At 61.4% G+C, this 17400-nt stretch carries 12 protein-coding genes; 6 read left to right on the forward strand and 6 right to left on the reverse strand.

Annotated elements, in window-relative coordinates:
• Positions 1-11: 11 nt before the first annotated feature.
• Positions 12-1445: a YdgA family protein gene (locus tag FXN63_RS04320; RefSeq protein WP_148813168.1), complete on the reverse strand. Its 1434-nt coding sequence runs from the start codon at positions 1443-1445 to the stop codon at positions 12-14.
• A gap of 539 nt (positions 1446-1984) precedes the next feature.
• Here FXN63_RS04320 and FXN63_RS04325 point away from each other — a divergent pair.
• The gene (locus FXN63_RS04325) at positions 1985-2872 is read left to right on the forward strand and encodes a hypothetical protein (RefSeq protein ID WP_148813170.1); all 888 of its coding nucleotides are present in this window, start codon (positions 1985-1987) and stop codon (positions 2870-2872) included.
• 90 nt (positions 2873-2962) lie between these two features.
• On the opposite strand, the gene FXN63_RS04330 is transcribed toward FXN63_RS04325, so the two are convergent.
• The gene (locus tag FXN63_RS04330) at positions 2963-4405 is read right to left on the reverse strand and encodes a YdgA family protein (protein WP_187395096.1); all 1443 of its coding nucleotides are present in this window, start codon (positions 4403-4405) and stop codon (positions 2963-2965) included.
• A gap of 259 nt (positions 4406-4664) precedes the next feature.
• On the opposite strand from FXN63_RS04330, the gene FXN63_RS04335 reads away from it, so the two are divergent.
• The 4 genes from FXN63_RS04335 (at position 4665) to FXN63_RS04350 (ending at position 10120) form a co-directional block, all read left to right on the forward strand.
• Positions 4665-5192 carry a sigma-70 family RNA polymerase sigma factor gene (locus tag FXN63_RS04335; protein ID WP_148813174.1) on the forward strand — a complete coding sequence of 176 codons (528 nt, stop codon included), beginning with the start codon at positions 4665-4667 and terminating at the stop codon, positions 5190-5192.
• On the forward strand, positions 5189-6229 hold the full coding sequence (locus tag FXN63_RS04340; protein WP_148813176.1) for a FecR domain-containing protein: 1041 nt from the start codon (positions 5189-5191) through the stop codon (positions 6227-6229). The genes FXN63_RS04335 and FXN63_RS04340 overlap by 4 nt, the downstream gene beginning before the upstream one ends.
• 155 nt (positions 6230-6384) lie before the next feature.
• A complete protein-coding gene (locus FXN63_RS04345; RefSeq protein ID WP_246165029.1) occupies positions 6385-8832 on the forward strand; it encodes a TonB-dependent siderophore receptor in 2448 nt (815 codons plus the stop codon).
• 151 nt (positions 8833-8983) lie between these two features.
• A complete protein-coding gene (locus FXN63_RS04350; RefSeq protein ID WP_148813181.1) occupies positions 8984-10120 on the forward strand; it encodes a hypothetical protein in 1137 nt (378 codons plus the stop codon).
• A 62-nt stretch (positions 10121-10182) separates the two neighbouring features.
• Here the strand turns inward: FXN63_RS04350 and FXN63_RS04355 are convergent, their stop codons facing one another.
• The 4 genes from FXN63_RS04355 to FXN63_RS04370 form a co-directional block, all read right to left on the reverse strand.
• Complete coding sequence (locus FXN63_RS04355; RefSeq protein WP_148813182.1) at positions 10183-11544, reverse strand: sensor histidine kinase; 1362 nt, start codon at positions 11542-11544, stop codon at positions 10183-10185.
• A complete protein-coding gene (locus tag FXN63_RS04360) occupies positions 11534-12211 on the reverse strand; it encodes a response regulator transcription factor (RefSeq protein ID WP_148813184.1) in 678 nt (225 codons plus the stop codon). The genes FXN63_RS04355 and FXN63_RS04360 overlap by 11 nt, the downstream gene beginning before the upstream one ends.
• 243 nt (positions 12212-12454) lie before the next feature.
• The gene (groL, locus tag FXN63_RS04365; RefSeq protein WP_148813186.1) at positions 12455-14101 is read right to left on the reverse strand and encodes a chaperonin GroEL; all 1647 of its coding nucleotides are present in this window, start codon (positions 14099-14101) and stop codon (positions 12455-12457) included.
• A 65-nt stretch (positions 14102-14166) separates the two neighbouring features.
• Positions 14167-14454 carry a co-chaperone GroES gene (locus FXN63_RS04370; RefSeq protein WP_148813188.1) on the reverse strand — a complete coding sequence of 96 codons (288 nt, stop codon included), beginning with the start codon at positions 14452-14454 and terminating at the stop codon, positions 14167-14169.
• 412 nt (positions 14455-14866) lie between these two features.
• On the opposite strand from FXN63_RS04370, the gene FXN63_RS04375 reads away from it, so the two are divergent.
• The gene (locus tag FXN63_RS04375; RefSeq protein WP_148813190.1) at positions 14867-17293 is read left to right on the forward strand and encodes a membrane-bound PQQ-dependent dehydrogenase, glucose/quinate/shikimate family; all 2427 of its coding nucleotides are present in this window, start codon (positions 14867-14869) and stop codon (positions 17291-17293) included.
• The last annotated feature ends 107 nt before the right edge of the window (positions 17294-17400 follow it).

Here is a 17400-nt window from a genome sequence, read left to right on the forward strand (position 1 = left end):
GGTGGCTTGGCCTATTGCAGCATCGGCAACAACCCCCGCAGCAACTGCGGTGGCGGTTCTTCACCATTGACCTGAACCGACGTGCCGTCGTAGACAAGCTGACTGCTCAGGTGCTCGCCCTTGAGCACCACCATCTTGTCCTGCATCAGACGCCGAGTTGCTGAGTCCAAGTGCGCCTTGGCCTGATCGTGGGCCTGCGCCAGCGTGATCGGGCGACCACCCGGCCCGGTCTTGGTGAAGCGGGCAATCGTATCGACAAGCGCCGGTTGCGACACCGACAGATCCATCGTGGCGCGCTCGATAGCCACCCCAGCGGCGGGTGAATCTTCACCCGCCGAGCCCGTCCGAGAGACCAGTGTTGTGTCGATTTTCAAACTGCTTTGACCAAGCGGCGTTGTCCAGATCAGCGAATCCAAGGCCAAGCCTGGCTTGCCGGCCAGCACCTCGTGGAAGGGGACTTTCAGCGTGTTCATCAGCGCACGAATGGACGCCGGGTCTGAGGTGAGCGGCTTGCTGGCAATCTGGTCACGATAGGCCGCAGCAAGCTTGGCGGTGGCCGCGCCATCCAGCCTGCGCGCCGCCATACGCAGATCGATATCGCCGATGTCGGTTCGGTTGACGGTCAGCTTGCCCAGACTGTAGGACAACTCGGCATTAAAGAATTTTTCTTCCTCTGCCAAATGCCACGCCACGCCGAATTCATCGCCGCTTAACGATAGCGGCGACTGGTCTGGTGCCACGCCGGTCACGCTGAAACCACCGACCCGAAACGCGCTGTCGCCAATCTGCATGCCAAGGCCTCCCATTCGACTATTCACCGCCAGTGTCAAGGCGCGCAAGTCGATTGACATCGGGCCAGGCAACGACGGATTGGCACGGACGGATGCCAGCGTGCCATTCAGAATCACCTGGTTGGTTGCCTTGCGCGAACTGCCCTCTATCTTCCCTGCACCGAATTCCATCGAACTGCCGTCTTGTGCGTAACGCATGGCGGGCGAGGTCAATTCAAACAGCACGTTGTCGCTGAAATCGACCACGGAATGCGCGCGGATGCTGGCGTTGGGGTCAGCGATCTGAAGCTGGCTGCCAAGTCCTTCGCTGCGCACCAATACCGATTCGCCAGTGACAGACACCGGCTTGAGTTCCGCGCGAGCCAGACGGTCCAGGGGCAGCGGCCCATGATTCAGCCGGTTGTCCACCACCACGACCATCGCATCCCCATCAGGGCGAGGGATGGTCATGCGATAACGCGAGGTCGACGAAAACACGCCGCGTTCATAAGACAGCCACTCGAACTTGATGCCCCAGGTATTGGCCGCCATCGCGTCGGCCACAGCCTTGCGCACGGTGTCTTCGATCTGCTTGCCGGTATGCCAGGTGCCGCCCACCCATCCCAGCCCCGCCAGGGTCACCACCGCCGCGCCGATCCCCGCCATTCTTTTCATTGTGTTGTCCGTAAAGAGATAACTGCACGATCCATGTCATGCGAACGGTGTGCGCATTGATGCTTCCAAGGCCATGAACAGGCAAACGCCCGCGTGATCGGCCTGGGTGGCAATTCGTCATGAAGGTCGGTGAGGATCAGTTCAGGCACAGTCGCAGACTCTGAGGACAACGTCTGCGATTTTAGCGTGATGAGGGGCGTTGCTTTGTTGGCCGCCTGCTTGGCCAACCGATTGGCCACTCGATTGGATGCCAGCCGGACCAGACCGGAATTTTCCCATTCAGCAGATGTCGCTGCGCTGCTTCGGTGCGTTGGCTGCTGAAGCAGGACTGCTGAATATTGATGTCTTCAGTTTGAAATTATTCGCGGCCAATTGCGCAATCATGATCTGAGATTTCATAGATCCGCTTCGCCATAATAAAAAATTAGTAATAAATGCGCGGCAGAAGAAATATCAGACATTAATCCCCTTTTTCCCGGCTTACTCGAATCCCTCTAATCCCTATCATCTTCCTCGCTTACATCAAAAGGGAAGGTGTCATGGATTTGCTGAACATCGGTGCAACCCGCGGGAATGAAAGTGCTATTCGTACACAAGGCAACAAGCAAGACAACAAGCAGGACAGCCAGACAGACGGCAAAGATGCGTTCGCCACGTCAATGGCAGCCGCGCAGTCAACTGCGTCCTCGACGCCTTCCGTGACCAAACCCGACGTTACGCCAAAGGCATCTTCCGGTGGTTTTAATCTGCAGACCATCGAAGCGGGCGTTGATGCCTGGATGGAAAAACGACGAAATACACAGGGAATCGGTGCCGACTTTCTGGCGCGTGTCGAGGGCACAGTGGATGCCTACCGCGATGTGCTGAAGAAGGCGGATGCGCAGGGTGGTTTCAGTAAACCCAAGGAATTTCTGCAAGGCTTGAATTCGCAGGAATTGCACGCCTTGCAGACCATGCACAGCCTGGCCGATCCGATCAATGTCAGCGCCTTGAGCGAAGAGGGCGCGCTGAATCTGCTGTTGCCCCAGACCATGGCACGCGATCTGGATGGCAATGGCTTGACGAGCGTCGGGGCTGCGCAGCTGCTGATCTTCCCGCCGGCGCATGCGCCGCAATCATTCAAGGATTCATGGGAGCAGGCCATGGCTGATGCCAAGCCCGGCATGCGCCTGAACATGGAGATGAAAATGTGGATGGCGGCGGGCGGCGGCCTGGATGTGCCGGGTGCGGCCGTTGATGGGCGGGTTGCGTATGACAAGCCGGGCTTCGACTACCTTGGCATTTTGCAGCAGGTCATCGACAGCACCCGAGAAAACCTGAAGTACCAGAGCACGGCCGCGCAGCGGGAATTCGGCCAGGACATGATCGACACGTTTCAGCGTGTGCGCGATCAGCTGATCGAAGCCAAGGAAACTGCGCAGGCTTGAGTGCTGACCTGATGCGCACGCAGCAGTGTGTGCGCATCAGGCTTGGTGGTCACGCATTGCACGTGACCACCCGGTGACTGCCAAGCCTGCTTATTCGAACATCGGCAGGATTTCGCGCAGCATTTCCGGCGGCACGTCCTGACCATTCACGTTGAGTGTCTTGCCGTCGTACTTGATGTGGCTTTCAACCTTGTCGCCCTGCGCGGTCAGGAAGCCCGACTGCGACACGCCACCCAGCAGCATCGCAACCACCATGGTGGCCTGTTCGCGTGCCTGTTCCTGGGTGATCTTCTGGCCGCCAGGGCCTGCTTTGGTCAAACGTGCGATCAGGTCGATGACTGCCGGTTGCGACACTGACAAGTCGAGCGTGGCGCGGTCGACGGCAACACCGGGTACGTTGACCTCGGCGCGTTCCACCGGCGTGTCGCGCGGCTTGAGCGTCACGTCGACTTTCAGGCTGCTCTGGCCCACCGGCGTGGTCCAGGTCAGGGCGTCCAGCGCAAACGCGGGCGAGTGGGTCAGCAGGTCTTTCAGCGGCGCTTGCAGGTTGGCGATGGCGGCACGTGCGGCTGCTTCGTCGGTTTCGCCCGGCTGGCGCGGCTTGCGGGCGAATTCCCGATAGCTTTCGCTCAGCTTTGCCGTGGTGGCACCGTCAAGCTTGCGGACCGCAAAGCGGGCGTCGATCGCACCGATGTCGGTATTGTTGAGCGCCAGCTTGCCGAAGTTGTACGACACGTGGCCGCTCATGAACTTCTCGTCTTCCTCGATGTGCGAGGCGACCACGAAGTCGCTGCCCGCCAACGCGAACGGACCCGCAGGGGTAGCCGCCGCAATCGTGAAGCTGCCCACACGCAGCGAACCGTCACCGATTTGCAGGCCGAAGCGGCCGACACGGTTGTCCGAGGAGATGGTGATGTTGCGAATGTCGACGGTGCCTTGCTGCGCGACGGGGGCCACGATGCGCACCGATTCCAGCGTGCCGTTCACGCGGATGTGCGTCATTTCTTTTTCGCTCAGGCCGGTGAACGCCCCGCCGGCCACTTCCAGCGTGCCGCCGTCTTGCGCGAAGCGCATGGCGGGCGTGTCGATACGGAAGTCGACGTTGCCTTGCGTATCGATCACAGAGCGTTCGCGGAAGCTGGCACCGGCATCTACCGTGGACAGGCGGCTGCCCAGCCCTTCATCGCGGGCAAGGGTGGACTCAGTCGTGGCCGAGACCGGCTTCAGCTGGAACTTGACCAGGCGGTCGAGCGGCAGCGGACCGTGATGCACCTTGCTGTCGATCGCAAGCAGCAGCTCGTCGCCGGTGGTGCCGGCCAGTCCGCTGATCCGATAACGCGCGGTCGAGTTCAGGATGCCGCGCTCGTAGGACACGATTTCGATCTTCGCACCCCAATCGTTCGCCTTGTTGGCGTCAGCCACCCCTTGGCGCACGGTTTCTTCAACCCGCTTTCCGGTGTACCAAGAGGCCCCTGCCCAACCTGCCCCCGCGACCGCTGCAACGGCAACGACAACCGCACCCGCTCTTTTCATTATTCGATCCATGGATTGACTTGGACACGTGGCCATCGTGGCGACGTGTGTCCGGCGATGCTCTCACGGGCATCGCGCCGCAGCATCTAGCTGCACGGGCAGAGTTGTAACATTCGCAGAAATACAGCGCTTCTACCGCATGGAAGGGTCGGCTGCTTACCACACTCGCACAGATTGCCTGTTGGTCCAGGACCAATCATGCCTCTAGAATGAGAATTGTTCTTATTCGTTCGGCGTGAAGACGCCACACCCAGCTGTCATGTCCGTCGCCGATTATTCCTTGCATCCCCACGTCAGCGCCCTGTATTGCGAGCATCACAGCTGGCTGCAGGGCTGGTTGCGCAAGAAGCTCGGCAATGCGTTCGACGCAGCCGATCTGGCGCAGGACACATTTGTGCGCATTCTCGGTGCGCCCGCAGACACCCCGGAAAAGGTGGACGACTGGCAACTTCAGGAGCCGCGTGCTTACCTGACGGTGGTCGCCAAGCGCTTGATGGCCAACCTGTATCGGCGGCGCTCGCTGGAGCAGGCCTATCTGGACGCACTGGCCGCCGTGCCCGAGCCGGTGGCCCCGTCGCCGGAGCAGCAGGCCATCATTCTGGAAACCTTGCAGCAGATCGACGCCATGCTCGACGGCCTGTCGCGGCCGGTGCGCACGGCCTTTCTGCTGTCGCAGCTGGAAGGGCTGGGTTACGCCGAGATCGCCACGCAGCTTGGCATAAGCGAACGCACCGTCAAGCGCTACATGACCGAGGCGATGGCGCGCTGCATTCTGCTGTGCGAATGAGCGCGGCTCATTCCAACATTCAAGGTTTGAACGAACGGGTCGCCTTGCAGGCGGCGCAGTGGTTCTTCTTGCTGAATTCCGGCGACGCCACGGCCACCGAACGGCATCGCTGCGCGCAGTGGCGCGCAGCCGATCCGGTGCATGAAATTGCATGGCAGCGGGCCGAGCGCATCAACCAGACTTTCCAGATGTTGCCCGGCGATCTGGCCATGCCGGCGCTGGGGCGGCAGGCCCGCACGGATCGGCGTGCGGTCATCAAAACGCTGGCGGTGCTGCTGGTGGCGGCGCCAGTGGGGTGGCAGGGGTGGCGTTTGGCCTCGGGGCATCCGTGGCTGGCCGACCATCGCACGCAGACCGGCGAACGCCGCGAACTGCGATTGCCCGACGGCACGCGTCTGACGCTGAATACCGCCAGTGCGGTCGATGTGGCCTACGACGGCACACGGCGATTGCTGCGCCTGCGCGCAGGCGAGATCCTGATCGACACTGCACCGGATAGCGTGGCCGCCAACCACCCCGCCTATCGTCCCTTCATGGTCGAGACGCCGGCCGGCATGCTGCGTGCCCTGGGGACACGTTTTGTGGTGCGCAGACTGGATGACGACGTGTCTGCAAAGCTGCCTGGCTTGAACGGCAGCGCAGCACACGCATACAGCGAAGTCGCGGTACTCGACGGTGCGGTGGAAATTCGGCCTGCGGCCAATGCGGATCGTGTGCTGGTCCTGCGTGCCGGTCAGCAGACTGCCTTTACCGACATCGCGGTGGAAGCTCCCGGTGTGCTCAGTCCGCAGGTGGATGATTGGGCGCGCGGCATCTTGCGCGCCACCGACATGCGGCTGGCTGATTTCCTGACTGAGCTTGGCCGTTATCGCCCTGGCGTGTTGCGCTGCGATCCTGCCGTGGCAGACCTGAAGATATCCGGCGTTTTCCAGCTGCGCGACACCGGGCCGGTGCTCGATAGCTTGCCGCAGGCACTGCCTGTGTCAGTGCACTACCGCACGCGGTATTGGGTGACCGTGGGCGCGCCCGAGGGCTGAAATTTTTTTGTCCCTTTTTCCGTTCTCGCGTGTGAAGCATTCAGGAACCGCAACTTCACACCTCTGCGAGAACGCTTTTCATGTCCCCACGCCGCACTGCCTTATTACCTCTTTCCCTTTCGCACAGGCCGTCCCGGTCCGTGCTGGAGCTTGCTGTGCACAGTGCGCTGCTGGCCATGATCTGCACGGTCGGCACCGCACAGGCGCAATCGGCATCCGCTGGCAATGCGGCGCGCGCCCCGGTGCTGGTCACCCAACACCATGCGATTGCTGCCGGGCCGCTGGATGCAGCCCTGGCCAACTTCGCGGCCTCCGCTGGGGTCAGCATCACCATGCCGCCCGCCTTGGTCCAGGGGAAGACCACACCAGGACTTCAGGGCACTTATTCCGTTGGTGAAGGCTTTGCCCGCCTGCTGGCCGGCTCGGGTCTGGAAGCCGCAGGTGGGGCCGGTGGCGCGTATGCGCTGCGGCCTGTAGCCGGCACCACGGGCAACGCGGCGGACGACAGCAGCAACGCCATGCGCGGTGCGGGTACCACGCTTGCACCGGTCACCGTGACCGCGCGTGCCGAGCAGGGCGCGACCACCGACGGGACCCGCGCCTACACCTCGCGCGCAGTCACGGTGGGCAAGGGTGAACAGGCGCTGAAGGACATTCCACAGTCGGTCAGCGTGCTGACCCGCCAGCGCATGGATGATCAGAACCTCACCAGCCTGGCCGATGCGGTAAACAACACGACTGGTCTGGTCGCCACCCAGGGCGTGGGCGCAGGCATTGCGGTAACGGCGCGCGGTTTCATGATTGACAGCATGCAGTACGACGGCGTGCCGGTACCGCGCAACACGTATTCGCTGGGTAACTGGGGCAGCGAGTCGCTGGTGTTCTACGACCGGGTGGAAGTGCTGCGCGGGGCGGCGGGCTTGCTGCAAGGGGGCGGCAGTCCGGGCGGCACGATCAACTTCGTGCGCAAGCGCGGCCAGGCCGAACCTACTGTGACCCTGACCGGCAAAGCCGGGTCATGGGATTCCTATGGCGCACAGCTCGACGCAGGTGGCCCGCTCAACAAGGAAGGGTCGCTGCGCGGTCGTGTGGTGGTGGATGAAGACCGTGGGCATTCACATATCGACTACGTGTGGCAGCGCTCGCGCACCTTGTATGCGGCGCTTGATTACGACATCGATGCCGACACCACCGTGGGCATCGGCATCAGCAACAAGCGCACGCGCTCGCGTCCATCCTTTGTCGGACTGCCCCGGTTCTCCGATGGCAGCGACATTGGCCTGCCGCGCTCGACCTACACCGGCGCCAGCTGGAATCGCGCCTTGAATGACCAGACGGCGGTCTACGCCGATGCCGAACATCGCTTCAACGATCGCTGGACGGTGAAGGCATCGGCCTTCGGCATGAACGAGCAGAACACCTCGGTGCATCAGCGCATGGCCGGCACCATATCGCGCAGCGGCGCGGGGGCCATGTACGGTGATTTTTCCACCGATCTGAACGGCCAGCACCGGGGATTGGACGTATACCTGCGCGGTCGTTTCGAGGCCCTGTCCATGTCGCACGAGGTCACCCTGGGTGCCAATGTGTCGCGCTACACCACCAACGATCGGTATGCCCGCGCGTGGACCACTGGCGCGAATATCTTCAACATCAACCACGACCGACCGTGGCAAGACCACGCCAGCATTGCTGCGCGCGGCGTGCAAGTCATCAGTCAGTACGACGTGCGCCAGGAAGGCATTTACGGTGCCTGGCGCGCCAAGCTTGCCGAACCGCTCACCATGATCCTGGGCGGTCGTGTCAGTTGGTACGACCAGGTGTATGCCGAGCCCACTTCCGAAAGTGCGCAACGCAAGTCTGCCCGTCCCACGCCGTATGCCGGACTGGTCTACGCATTGAGCCCGCAATGGTCGGCCTACACCAGCTACTCGGATGTGTTCGAACTGCAATCGGCACGCACGGCGAGCGGTGCGGTCATCAAACCGATCACCGGCACCAATCTTGAACTCGGCATCAAGGGTGAACTGGCCGACGGCCGCATCAATACCTCGCTGGCATTGTTCCGCTACGAGCACCGCGACCGTGCCGTCCCCGACTACGCGTCGGGCATGATCTGCAACAACGCGTATTGCTCGACGGCAGCCGGCAAGGTGCGCAGCCAGGGCGTGGAGGCTGAAGTCAGCGGCGAAGTGCTGCGCGGCCTGCAACTGTTCGCGGGCTACACCTACAACACCAGCAAGTTCCTGGACGACCCGGTCAACGAAGGCAGGGTGTTCAGTACCTGGACCCCGCGTCATCTGGTGAAATTGTGGGCCGACTATCGCTTGCCGGGTGCACTGGACAAGTTCAGTGTGGGCGGCGGTGTCAACGCGCAAAGCCACGCGCTCAGCTATGACCGGGTGTTCAAGGTGCCGGGCTTTTCAATCTGGAATGCGCGAGTGGCGTATCAGCTGAATGACGAAGTGGCGCTGGCGCTCAACGTGAACAACCTGTCGGACAAGCGTTACTACATCCCGTCCTATAACAGCGTGAGTGGCAACAACTACTACGGCACGCCACGCAGCGTGATGTTCACGGTGAAGTACACGCCGAAGCTGTGAGGGTGTAGCCCGAGCGTGTAAATTCGCGTCAGTATTACAGGGGAACAATGCGATCGATCCAACGCGCCAAGCTTATGCAAGGATCGTCGCTGTCCCTCTGTACGCGAGTTTTACTACTACACGCCTTTTCGGCATTAGCTGGACGACATTCATGGTCATCTTGTTTTTTGCGGCGCTCATCCTGGCTTTGCCAACAGCTGGGCTTTCGATCGTCGCGTACATCGCGGTGTTGATCGCGCGCAGTTATTTCCGAGCGCGCGGCCGGATGCACCATGCTAATGAAAAGCGGGCGGAACGGGCTGTCGTCAACGGTGAAAATCGCCTGCCTTCCTGGGTCGGTCAGGAGACTGAACAAGATGTCTTCCTGTATGCCGTCCGAAGCTTCACGTTACGCAAAGGTGTACCGGCGGACTTTGTGGACGCTGTCCTTCAGGACAAGAACTCATTTACTTCGCTCATGCACCTCGCGGGTGCGATGGAAGTAGAGGGTTCATCTTTCATGGACCAGCAACTGGCAGTATCAACCAAGCTGCTGCAATACTGGGATGCTCAGAAGCACGTGTATGAGGGTGCTCGCGCGATACAAACTGCCCAGCAGAAAGCTGAGAAGCGCGAGGTACAAGAAGATCGTCAAGTTCACGGTCAGGCAGAAGGTGCCCAACCAGGCGGCAGTTCTGGCGACGATCGCGTGTTGGACGTGTCGAGGTCACACACGCCCTCTCCATTAACTGCCAAGACACGCAATCCGATGTTCGATGCCGCTCGCACCAAGCTCACTGCGACCTTGAATAAGATGAACATCAATGTGCTGCTTATCATGCAGGCAGGACAAATCCTGATGACCTCCGACTCCCTCCAGCAGCAGCCTGCTGATTGGATGGGTGGTGACGTGTTGGAGGTCATGTTCAAGGTGGAGGGCCGCGAACCATATTTCGTGTACTACCAGAACTCCGATTACTACGTGGAGATGGTCAGGGGTCGCGCAAATTTTGATGAGGCGACCCGACACGAGCAGTACCGGTCTGAGGCTTCCCATGCGCTTGCTACTTATCTGGTACTGCAACTGTATGACCAAGGAATCGACATCAGCCACGATTCGCTTGTGTTCTCACACAACCGCATCCACACCAATGTGCTTGCGTATGTTGAGCGACACGACAACTGGTACCCAATCCAGCATTGCAATCAAGAAAGCGATTCGGCTACCGAGCAAAAAGTTGCCAGCGTCAATAATGGCCAGACCGAAATCACTGATCACATTGCTATGCGAGCACTGTCGCCTGCGTAATAGAAAAACGCAGCCATTCTCGCTACTGTTTACGTCGGCTGCATGCTGAGCCTCCGGCTATCTCAGATGGAGACGCAGGCTGGTACCAAGTCCACATCAATACGCGTGCCTTCGCCTGGTGCCGAATGCAAGCTGACGCGCCAGCCCTGATGCGTGCAGATGCGCTGCACCAGAGACAGCCCGATGCCCATGTTGTGCGGACCGCCCGTGGCTCCGCGAACAAAGGGCATGAACAGCGCGGGTTGTTGTGCCGGGTCGATGCCAGGGCCGTTATCAGCCACCGACAGATGCGTAGCCGACACCCGTACGGTGACCTGCACGCCTGGCCCGGCATGTTGCAGGGCGTTGCGGATCAGGTTCGACAGCACCCCGTGCAGCAATGGCGCGGCAAACTGAGGTGGGTCGATCGACGGGACGATGGCGGTGTCTTCCACAAGCCGCAACAGCATGCCCCGACGCGATGCACGCGGGATCCATTCTTCGACTTCCTTGCGCGCCATATCTGCCAAGCCCGTGCGCGGGAAGCGATCGGTATTGTCACGACCGCGCGCCAGCATCAGATAGATGTCGATGCGCTGGCGCATGTCGTTGACCGACGCGACGATGCGCTGCAACTGCGCTTGTTGCTCGGGTCGCAGGCCATCGTCGTCCAGCAACAGTTCACAACTGGTCAGCACCACCATCAAGGGCGTGCGCAGTTCGTGGCCAACGTCGGCGGTGAACAGTTGTTCACGTTGAAGTGCCTGTTCCAGCTGGTTGTAGGTGTCGTCAAAGGCGGCGGCCAGTTGCCCGATTTCGTTGCTTGGATAATCGTCGGCCAGGCGGGTCTGCGGCGGCTGTGCCCCGCGTGTGCCTACCTGATTGGCCAGGCGCAGAAGCGGGCGCACCACGCGGCGCGTGGCAAGCGAGCCCAGCACAAAGGCCATCACCATGCTGCACGCCAGCCCGAACACCGCCACCCAATGCGACACGCTCTGGTCGCGCTCGTAGTCGGTGTAGTCGCGCAGCAGCAGGTAACGCACGCCATCCAGGTCGTCTGCCATCACATGCCAGACGCGCCCGTCTCGTTCCAGCTTGTGGAAACCTTCGTCCAGCCCGCGTAGCCAGTCCGGGAATGCCTCGCTGTCCGGCGCGCCGTGGAAGAAACGATTGGGCCGCCCCGGGTCTTGCCCGGCAAGAAACTCGCCGCGCACCCGTTCTACCGCCATGCCCATGTCGATGCGCTGCAAGTGGGCTTCAAGCTGGTTCACGCTCCAGACCGAGACCAATGTCAACACGCTGCCGACCAGCAAGGTCAGCAGCACGTGGGTCCAGATCAAGTGCTGGCCCAGACCCGGTTCGGTGTTGACGGGCGTGGTGGTGGCTGGTGCCGATTGTTCACGGGTGAACCAGGTGCGCAACCTGGCCCGGCGCTCAGTCCACATCGGCCCGCAACTGATAGCCGATGCCGTGCACGGTGAACAGCATGGGGCGGTCGAAAGGTTTGTCGATCGCTTGGCGAAGCTGGTGAATGTGGGTGCGCAGACTGTCGCTGTCGGGCGGCGAATCCTGCCACAGCAGTTCTTCCAGGCGCGCTCGGTGCACCACGGCCGGGCTGGACTGCATCAGCATGGTCAGCAGTCGCAAAGGCGACGGCGACAGCTTCAAGGTCTGTCCGGCGCGACTGACGGATAAGGTCCCTACATCCAGACGCAGGTCGCCCACTTCCAGCACCTGGCTTTTGGTACCCGTGGAACGCAGCAGCAAGGCCTTGATCCGCGCCGTCAGTTCGGCCAGCGCAAACGGCTTGACCAGGTAATCGTCGGCACCTACGTCGAAGCCTTCCAGGCGTTGGTCCAAGGTGTCGCGCGCGGTTGCCATGATGACCGGCGTGCTGCAGCGCGCCTCTTCACGCAGGCGACGGCACAGCTCGTAGCCGTCGAGCCTGGGCAGCCCGAGGTCGAGCACGATCAGGTCGAAGTTGCCGTCGGCGGCCATGGCGTAACCGCGCAGGCCGTCTTCGGCGCAATCGACAATGTAGCCGCGCCGTTCAAGGTGGTTCGCGACGTTGGTCAGGATATCGGGGTCGTCTTCGATGACTAGGATGCGCATCGGCGCTTGCCTCCATCGTGGAGTTCGGAAATGACACGCATTTTTCATTGTAGGACGGGTAGGTGCACTCACTGCTGAGGCCCATGTCTTGTGCGCGGTCTTAACGATTTCTTGACGTTCGGATCCTGATTTTCTGGTGTCGCGGCCGGACTGTGACATCAGACGAAAAAAAGCCCCGCACGAAGCGGGGCTTTCATCTGGCAAGGCAGACCGGACTTGCGTCCGGTCGAGCGCAGAGACTTCTTAGAAGTCCATGCCGCCCATTCCGCCCATACCACCCATGCCGCCACCAGCCGGCATGGCGGGCTTGTCTTCCGACAGCTCGACCACAGCAGCTTCGGTCGTCAGCAGCAGCGAGGCAACCGACGCAGCGTTCTGCAGGGCGGTGCGGGTGACCTTGGTGGGGTCCAGCACGCCTTGTTCGACCAGATCGCCGTACTCGCCGCTTTGTGCGTTGTAGCCGAAGTTGCCCGAACCGGCCAACACAGCGTTCACAACCACGCTGGGCTCTTCGCCAGCGTTCGAGACGATGATGCGCAGGGGTTCTTCAACCGCACGCAGGATCAGCTTGATACCAGCGTCTTGGTCAGCGTTGTCGCCCTTCAGGTCAGCGATGGCTTGACGTGCACGCAGCAGCGCAACGCCGCCGCCAGGAACAATGCCTTCTTCCACTGCAGCGCGGGTAGCGTGCAGGGCGTCTTCGACACGTGCCTTCTTTTCTTTCAGTTCGACTTCGGTGGCTGCACCGACGCGGATCACAGCAACGCCGCCGGCCAGCTTGGCCACGCGCTCTTGCAGCTTTTCACGGTCGTAGTCCGAGGTGGCTTCTTCGATCTGCACGCGGATTTGCTTGACGCGGGCTTCGATCGACACGGAATCACCAGCACCGTCGATGACGATGGTGTTTTCCTTGCCCACTTCGATGCGCTTGGCTTGGCCGAGTTCAGCCAGGGTAGCCTTTTCCAGCGACAGGCCGGTCTCTTCCGAGATCACGGTACCGCCGGTCAGGATGGCGATGTCTTCCAGCAGTGCCTTGCGGCGGTCGCCGAAGCCCGGTGCCTTGACGGCGGTGGTCTTCAGGATGCCACGGATGTTGTTGACGACCAGCGTGGCCAGCGCCTCGCCTTCGACGTCTTCAGCGATGATCAGCAGCGGACGGCCAGCCTTGGCGACTTGTTCCAGGATCGGCAGCAGGTCACGGATCGACGAAACCTTCTTGTCGAAGATCAGGACATACGGATCATCCAACGCGGAAACTTGCTTTTCCGGGTTGTTGATGAAGTAGGGCGACAGGTAGCCGCGGTCGAACTGCATGCCTTCGACGACGTCGAGTTCGTCTTGCAGCGACTTGCCGTCTTCAACGGTGATGACGCCTTCCTTGCCCACCTTGTCGATCGCGTCGGCGATGATCTGGCCGATGGTCGCATCAGAGTTGGCGGAAATCGAAGCAACTTGTGCGATTTCCTTGCTGGTGGTGCTCGGGCGGCTGATCTTGCGCAGTTCTTCGACAGCGGCACCAACGGCCTTGTCGATACCGCGCTTCAGGTCGGCCGGGTTGATGCCGGCAGCGACGTACTTCAGGCCTTCGACCACGATGGCTTGTGCCAGCACGGTTGCGGTGGTGGTGCCGTCACCGGCGTTGTCGCTGGTCTTGGAAGCAACTTCCTTGACGAGCTGTGCGCCCAGGTTTTCGAACTTGTCCTTCAGTTCGATTTCCTTGGCAACGGACACGCCGTCCTTGGTCACGGTCGGGGCGCCGAACGAGCGCTCCAGCAGCACGTTGCGACCCTTGGGGCCCAGGGTGACCTTGACTGCGTTAGCCAGGACGTTGACGCCACGGACGACGCGCGAACGTGCGTCGTCAGCGAACAGAACTTGTTTGGAAGCCATGTGTATTCCTTGAGATAGTCAGAGGAGAAAAAAGCTGGGGATCGAAGAACAGTGAGCCGACAGGCTTACTGGATCACGGCCAGGATTTCTTCTTCGCGGATGACGAGCAGTTCTTCACCGTCGACCTTGACGGCCTGGCCGGCGTACTTGCCGAACAGCACCTTGTCGCCGACCTTGACGTCGACCGGCACGACAGTGCCGTCATCGCCGCGCTTGCCCGGGCCAACGGCCAGGATTTCACCTTGATCGGGCTTCTCGGCAGCGCTTTCGGGAATGACGATGCCCGAAGCGGTTTTGCGCTCGTTATCCAAGCGCTTGATGATCACACGGTCGTTCAACGGACGGAGGGCCATGAAAGCTCCTGTTAAGTTTGACGTTGGGTTTCGCAGATTCGTCGGACCGGCCGACGTAAGCCTGCGGACTTGGAAACTGCGCCGCGAAGGGTGCTGCCAGCTCGTGGCATGGCGTTGTTAGCACTCAACGTGGACGAGTGCTAAGTATAGGGGCGGGTAGTGACCGTTTCAAGGCGGGGTCCGGAAAAACTTATGTATCAGCCAAGACCTGGTTTGCACCGTTCGTCGGTTCACCTGCGACCTTGCCGGTATTTGCTCCTGGGAAGTTGGGGCAACTTTGTTTTGAACAATACGTATTTAGCCCTTTCCGCAACCGGGGTATACCCAGGGGTATCGGCACGATCCGAGTACACTCCGCGCCCGGCCGCTTTCTTCCCGGAAGTCAGGCGTCATTACAAATGTGGGTCTTTTTATGAATAAAGAGCGGGCACCTGTGTCCATCTCTGCGCGAATCTGGCTGGCCCTGCTTGGGTTGGTGCTGTTCGCGGCGGGGCTGTTTTTCGCCTTTTATGGTTTCCAGCTGGTCAGCCTGAAAGGTAGCTGGTACTTCCTGCTGGCAGGTATCGGACTGATCGCCGCCGCCGTGCAGATCGTCCGTGCCCGCCAGTCCGGCGGCCTGATTTTCGGCGTGGTCTTCCTGGCCTCCGTTGTCTGGGCATTGGCCGATGCCGGTCTGGACTTCTGGGCGCTGTTCTCGCGCCTGATGGTTTTGGCTGGCTTTGCTGTGCTGGTTGCCGCATCGTTCCCCTTGATGCGTCGTGCCAGCGGCCTGTCGTCGCTGTGCAAGCCGTCGGCAGTGGTGGCTGGTGTGTTGGCGCTGGCTTCAGCAGCTGCCTTGTGGGGCATGTTCCAGCCGCACCCGACCGTGGTTGCCAGCGGCAAGGCCCCGGCACGCACGCCGGTGGCAGCCGGCACCCCGCCGACGAACTGGGAACACTATGGCAATACGTCGGGTGGCTCGCGTTTCGTTGCGCTTGACCAGATCAATGTGGATACCGTGAAGGGCCTGCAACCGGCCTGGACCTATCGCACCGGCGACACGCCGATCAGCCCGGGCGGTGGTGGTGCCGAAGACCAGCTCACCCCGCTGCAGATCGGTGATCGCGTGTATGTCTGCACCCCGCACAACAATGTGATCGCACTGGAAGCTGCTACCGGCAAAGAGATCTGGAAGACCGAGATCAATGCCAAGCAGAACAAGTGGATGCGTTGCCGTGGCCTGGCGTACTTCGACGCTGCTCGCCCGCTGGAACAGCCCACGCTGCCCGACTCGTCGCCCGTGACGGCCGTCAATGTCGCAGCCGGTGCCTTGTGCCAGCAGCGCATTCTGATGAACAGCATCCAGTCGGAACTGATCGCGCTGGACGCCGCCACGGGTCAGTTCTGCCCGGACTTCGGCACCAACGGTCGCGTCGATCTGAAGACCGGCCTGGGCAAGGGTCCGGAAGCTGGCCAGTATTCGCTGACCTCGGCACCGACCCTGGCGGGTACGACCGTCGTGGTGGGCGGCCGTGTGGCTGACAACGTGGGCGTGGACATGCCCGGCGGTGTGGTGCGTGGTTATGACGCTGTGACCGGCGCACTGCGCTGGGCCTTCGATCCGGGCAACCCGGACGTGCATACCGCACCGGAAGCCGGCAAGACCTATGTTCGTTCGACCCCCAACGTCTGGGCACCGATGTCTTATGACGCCGCGTCCAACACGGTCTTTATGCCGGTTGGCAGCGCTGCCATCGACATGTGGGGCGTGAAGCACACCGATCTGGACCGCAAGTACGGCGCGTCGATGCTGGCAGTCGATGCCACCACCGGCCGCGAGAAGTGGGTCTACCAGACCGTGCACAACGATCTGTGGGACTTCGACATTCCGATGCAGCCGACGTTTGTCGACTTCCCGGTGGACGGCGGCGCAACCAAGCCTGCACTGGTGTTCGGTACCAAGTCTGGCCAGATCTTCGTGCTGGACCGTCAGACCGGCAAGCCGCTGACCAAGGTCGAAGAACGCGCGGTCAAGCCGGGCAACATGGAAGGCGAACGTTATTCGCCGACGCAACCCTTCTCGGTGGAAATGCCCGTCATCGGTGCCGACACCATGAAGGAGTCGGACATGTGGGGTGCCACGGCATTCGACCAACTGGTCTGCCGCATCAAGTTCAAGTCGATGCGTTATGACGGCCTGTTCACCGCTCCGGGTACCGATCCGTCGCTGAACCTGCCGGGCTCGCTGGGTGGCATGAACTGGGGTGGTCTGTCGGTTGATCCGACGGCGGGTTACCTGTTCGTCAACGACATGCGTGTCGGCCTGGAAGTGCAGCTGATCGAGCAAAAGCCCGGCGGCGCACGCAAGAACGATGGCAGCGAAGCGCCGAATATCACCAGCGCCGTGGCCCTGATCGGTACGCCGTATGCGATCAATGCCAAGGTGCGATTCACCTCGCCGCTGGACATCCCGTGCCAGAAGCCGCCGTTCGGCACGCTGACCGCCGTGGACATGAAGACCCGCCAGGTGGCATGGCAAGTGCCGGTGGGCACGGTGCAGGACACCGGCCCGTTCGGTATCAAGATGGGTCTGCCGGTGCCGATCGGCATGCCGACCATCGGTGGCACGCTGGCCACGCAAGGCGGCCTGGTGTTCATCGCTGCAACCCAGGACTACTACCTGCGCGCCTATGACAGCCGTACCGGCCAGGAAGTCTGGAAGGGTCGTCTGCCGGTGGGTAGCCAAGGCACCCCGATCAGCTACACCGCTGGTGGCAAGCAGTTCGTGCTGGTGTCGGCCGGTGGCGCACGCAATTCGCCGGATCGTGGCGATTACGTGGTGGCCTACGCGCTGAAGTAATGAGGATGTCGCGCGTGATGGAATGCGCGCGATGTACTTTGCACGATGCGCTTGCATGATGAATACGGCGGCCGGTTCAATGGCCGTCGCAGGGTTTGACTCAAAGA

It is taken from the genome of Pigmentiphaga aceris (assembly GCF_008119665.1).
Classification (GTDB): Bacteria; Pseudomonadota; Gammaproteobacteria; order Burkholderiales; family Burkholderiaceae_B; genus Pigmentiphaga; species Pigmentiphaga aceris.